Consider the following 4173-nt stretch of genomic DNA (forward strand, 5'->3'; position numbering starts at 1 on the left):
CTGATTCATGGCCGCGTTGACTATCGGGTACTGGGTATTGCCCTCGCACCAGGCCTTGAATCGATGGCCATAGAAGGTCACCGGGCGGCGTTTACGCTGAACACCATCGCGAAGAAACAACCGACTCCCGTGGTTGAGGGCATACCAGTAGAAATACTCGCGCCAGAGCAGCTCAAACCAGAGCCAATAGGTGGAATCGTTACGGGTGTGCTGACGTTCGTATTGTTCGATGGCGGCAACCACCTCCCGAGCTGACAGGCAGCCGTTCGCCAGCCAGGGGGAGAACTTGGAGGATGAGCCCCAGTCGTCCAGCGCATTGCGGGTTTCCTTGTAGTCGGCAATGCGATGTTGTCCGAATACGAAGGCTTGCAGCTGTGCCAGGCCGGCTTCCTCACCGCCGGTGAATGGTGACCGATGTATCGGTTCCGGTATCGGCGGGCACTGGCCCCGGTTATCTTCGGGGAATCCCGGGGGTGGTGGCAGGGCGCTGACGGTGCGGATCCTGAGGGTATAGTCCGGTTGCTCAGCTTTCTCCACCTGCTTGCGGAATTGCGAGAAGGTATCGGGCAGCTCTGCCAGTTCCATGGGAAGCTGGCCTTCCGTGAACATGCCCAGGGTTTCGAACTGCTGAAACGTCACCTCCGGCAGGCGGGCTTTGAGGGCCTGCCACTGTGCGGCTTCTTCGGTGCCGGGTAGGCGTGAGCGAATCAAACGCTGCACGCCGTGCTCACGGGCCAGCTCTGGCAGAACGATTTCCGGTTCGCCCCAGGCGATATGCATTCGTTGCCCCAGAGGCCGCAGGCTACGTTCCAGTGCCATCAAGCTTTGCCACAGGAAGCGCCAACGATGATCACCCAGTGCACGGCACTGAAACCGGTCACCGGTAAACCAGCGCGGGTCTACGACAAAGACACACAACAACATGTCTGAACGGGCTGCGGCCAGCAAGGCCGGGTTGTCATGCAATCGAAGGTCGCGGGTAAACCAGTAGAGCGTTCGCAAGATGTATTCCTCATCATCGACGACACAAAACCATACGACAGGGGCTGCGTATGAGATTGACTCAGAGGCAGGCCTGTCCGCGACAAGCGTGCTACAGTTCAACGTTAATGCATTTCGGCCCGCCGGAACAATCGGACAACAGGAGAGTGAACGTGATCAAATCCCGCGCAGCTGTGGCGTTTGAGGCCAACAAACCCCTGGAAATTGTGGAAGTGGATGTGGCGCCGCCGAAAGAAGGCGAAGTACTGGTTAAGATCGTGGCCACCGGCGTGTGCCATACCGATGCCTACACTCTGTCCGGCGCTGACCCCGAAGGCCTGTTTCCGACCATTCTCGGCCACGAGGGCGGCGGCATTGTTGAAGCCGTAGGGCCGGGTGTGACCGGCCTGGAAGTGGGTGACCACGTGATCCCGCTGTACACCGCCGAATGCGGTAAATGCAAGTTCTGCACCTCCGGCAAGACCAACCTGTGTGGCGCGGTGCGCGAAACCCAGGGCAAGGGTGTGATGCCAGACGGCACCTCCCGGTTCTCCTACAAGGGCCAGCCGCTGTATCACTACATGGGCTGTTCCACGTTTTCAGAGTACACCGTACTGCCGGAAATCTCCCTGGCCAAAATCCCCAAGGAAGCCCCGCTCGACAAGGTGTGCTTGCTGGGCTGTGGGGTAACCACCGGGATTGGCGCGGTGCTTAACACTGCCAAGGTTGAAGAAGGCGCCACGGTCGCCATCTTTGGCCTGGGCGGCATCGGCCTGGCGGCGATCATCGGCGCGACCATGGCCAAGGCCGGGCGCATCATTGCGATCGATATCAACCCCGGCAAGTTCGACATTGCCAAGCAGTTGGGTGCTACCGATGTGGTTAACCCCAACGACTACGACAAACCGCTCCAGGAAGTCATCATCGAGATGACCGACGGCGGTGCCGACTATACCTTCGAGTGTGTGGGCAACGTGAAGCTGATGCGTGCGGCGCTGGAAGCCTGTCACAAGGGATGGGGTGAAAGCACCATCATCGGAGTGGCCGGTGCCGGTGAAGAAATCAGTACCCGCCCGTTCCAGTTGGTAACCGGCCGGGTCTGGCGCGGTTCCGCCTTTGGTGGCGTGAAAGGCCGTACCGAGCTGCCATCCTATGTGGAAAAAGCCGAGAAAGGTGAGATTCCGCTGGATGTGTTTATCACCCACGAAATGAAGCTGGAAGACATCAACAAGGCGTTTGACTTGATGCACGAGGGCAAGAGCATCCGGTCGGTGATTCACTTCTGACCTGGCATGGAACAGAAGTGAACCAGAGTTCCCGGGGAGAGGGCGTTCGCCCGCCCCCGGTTAATCCAGGCTTTGCAGGAGTTGCGAGGCGAGAATCAGAGGGCATTCAACGGAAGGCACGTGCCCGATACCGTCCAGAATAACCGGCTCTGGCGCGCCGCTGAACTGGGCCAGTGCTTTCAAGGACTCCGGCGGTGTTGCCAGATCCTCTGAACCACCAATCAGCAATAACGGTACCTTGTGGCCCCGTAGCCTCTCCCGGAAGTCGGCTTTACCCAGCATTTCGCACAACAGGGCATAGCTGTTGGCGTCGCCCCGCCCCATGATGACTTTCCAGCCGTCCAGCAGCGCCGGCTGTTCCCGGCTGGCGTTCGGCCCGAACCAGCGGGGCACGATCTCTCCGGCCATGGCTGCCAGGCCTTTCTCCCGAACATTGGCAGCGCGTTGTCCCCAGGCTTCCGGTGTGCCAATGATGGCGCCGGTGTTGGTGAGAACCGCGGAAATCAGCCGGCCAGTGTGCTCGGCAACCAGCTGCTGGCCGATAACGCCGCCTATGGATGTGCCGGCAAAATGAAAACGGGTGCTGCCCGCCTCTTTTGCCAGAACCAGGGCTTCCTGGGCCAGGTCTTCCGGGGTGATGTCTCCGGCGGATTGCGGCCAGGCAGCACTGGCGCCATGGCCCGGCAGATCCCAGGTCAGGACACTGAAACGCTCCAGCAGTGTCGGGAGCATGTCGTCCCACACCCCCTGGGTCATGCCCAGAGGGTGTGTCAGCACCAACAATGGCTTTTCGCAATGACCGAGCAGGCGATAGCAAATGGTGCGATTGTTGTAATTCAGAAATGCCATGTTTTCTCCTCAAGCCGGGCCCGGTCAGACCCGTTCGATCAGTGTAGCAATACCCTGACCCACACCCACACACATGGTGCACAGGGCATAGCGACCACCGGTGCGCTGCAGCTGGTGTGCCGCAGTCTGCAGCAGGCGCGCGCCAGACATGCCCAGCGGGTGGCCAAGGGCGATGGCGCCGCCGTTCGGGTTTACCCGGGGATCGTCATCGGCAATGCCCAGTTCACGCAGCACGGCCAGGCCCTGGGCGGCAAAAGCTTCGTTGAGCTCGATCACGTCGATGTCATCCAGGCTGATGCCCTGCTTCTTCAGCAGCTTCTGAACCGCCGGTACCGGGCCAATGCCCATGATGCGTGGTTCCACACCGGCCGTGGCCATGCCAAGGATTTTGGCCATGGGCTTGAGGCCATGCTGCTTAACCGCGGCTTCGCTGGCGACCAGCATGGCGGCGGCGCCGTCGTTGACGCCGGAGGCATTGCCGGCGGTCACACTGCCGTTCTCCCGGAAAGGCGCAGGCAAGGCGGCGAGTTTTTTAAGGGTGCTGGCGCGGGGATGCTCGTCGGTGTCAAACACCAGCGGGTCTTGCTTTCGGCGTGGAATAGATACCGGCACAATCTCTTCGGCAAAGACGCCTTCCTGCTGTGCCCGGGCGGTCTTCTGTTGGGAGCGGAACGCGAACAGATCCTGATCTTCGCGGGAGATGTTGTACTGTTCGGCAACGTTCTCCGCTGTTTCCGGCATAGAGTCCACACCGTACTGTTTTTTCATCAGCGGGTTCACGAAGCGCCAGCCGATGGTGGTGTCTTCGATTTTCTGGCTCCGTGAGAAAGCGCTGTCAGCCTTCCCCATCACGTACGGGGCGCGGGACATGGACTCCACGCCCCCGGCCAATACCAGGTCCATTTCACCGGCGCGGATGGCGCGGAAGGCGGTGCCCACGGCGTCCATGCCGGAACCACACAGCCGGTTCAGGGTGGTGCCGGGTACGGAGGTGGGCAGGCCCGCCAGCAACGCCGACATGCGGGCGACGTTACGGTTATCTTCACCGGCCTGGTTG

The 4173-nt window shown here is 60.8% G+C and carries 4 protein-coding genes; 1 reads left to right on the forward strand and 3 read right to left on the reverse strand.

Going from position 1 to position 4173, the window contains the following annotated elements; translation table 11 throughout:
- Positions 1–1002 (reverse strand): deoxyribodipyrimidine photo-lyase (locus tag B3Y70_RS04775; RefSeq protein ID WP_288589269.1); only part of this gene is annotated, 1002 nt, incomplete at its 3' end.
- Between the two features lie 152 nt (positions 1003–1154).
- Here B3Y70_RS04775 and B3Y70_RS04780 point away from each other — a divergent pair.
- The gene (locus tag B3Y70_RS04780) at positions 1155–2267 is read left to right on the forward strand and encodes an S-(hydroxymethyl)glutathione dehydrogenase/class III alcohol dehydrogenase (RefSeq protein WP_041654464.1); all 1113 of its coding nucleotides are present in this window, start codon (positions 1155–1157) and stop codon (positions 2265–2267) included.
- A 60-nt stretch (positions 2268–2327) separates the two neighbouring features.
- Here the strand turns inward: B3Y70_RS04780 and B3Y70_RS04785 are convergent, their stop codons facing one another.
- A complete protein-coding gene (locus tag B3Y70_RS04785) occupies positions 2328–3116 on the reverse strand; it encodes an alpha/beta fold hydrolase (protein ID WP_286893039.1) in 789 nt (262 codons plus the stop codon).
- A gap of 24 nt (positions 3117–3140) precedes the next feature.
- Positions 3141–4173: 3-oxoadipyl-CoA thiolase (gene pcaF / locus B3Y70_RS04790; RefSeq protein WP_288589270.1), on the reverse strand; the 1033-nt coding region annotated here is incomplete at its 5' end.

Origin of the sequence: Marinobacter sp. UBA5687, from assembly GCF_002420325.1 — a bacterium.
In the GTDB taxonomy this organism is placed as follows: Bacteria; Pseudomonadota; Gammaproteobacteria; order Pseudomonadales; family Oleiphilaceae; genus Marinobacter; species Marinobacter nauticus.

Coding starts and splice junctions, on each gene's coding strand:
- B3Y70_RS04785 (WP_286893039.1), bottom strand. CDS start 3,116: ATGGCATTTCTGAATTACAACAATCGCACCATTTGCTATCGCCTGCTC.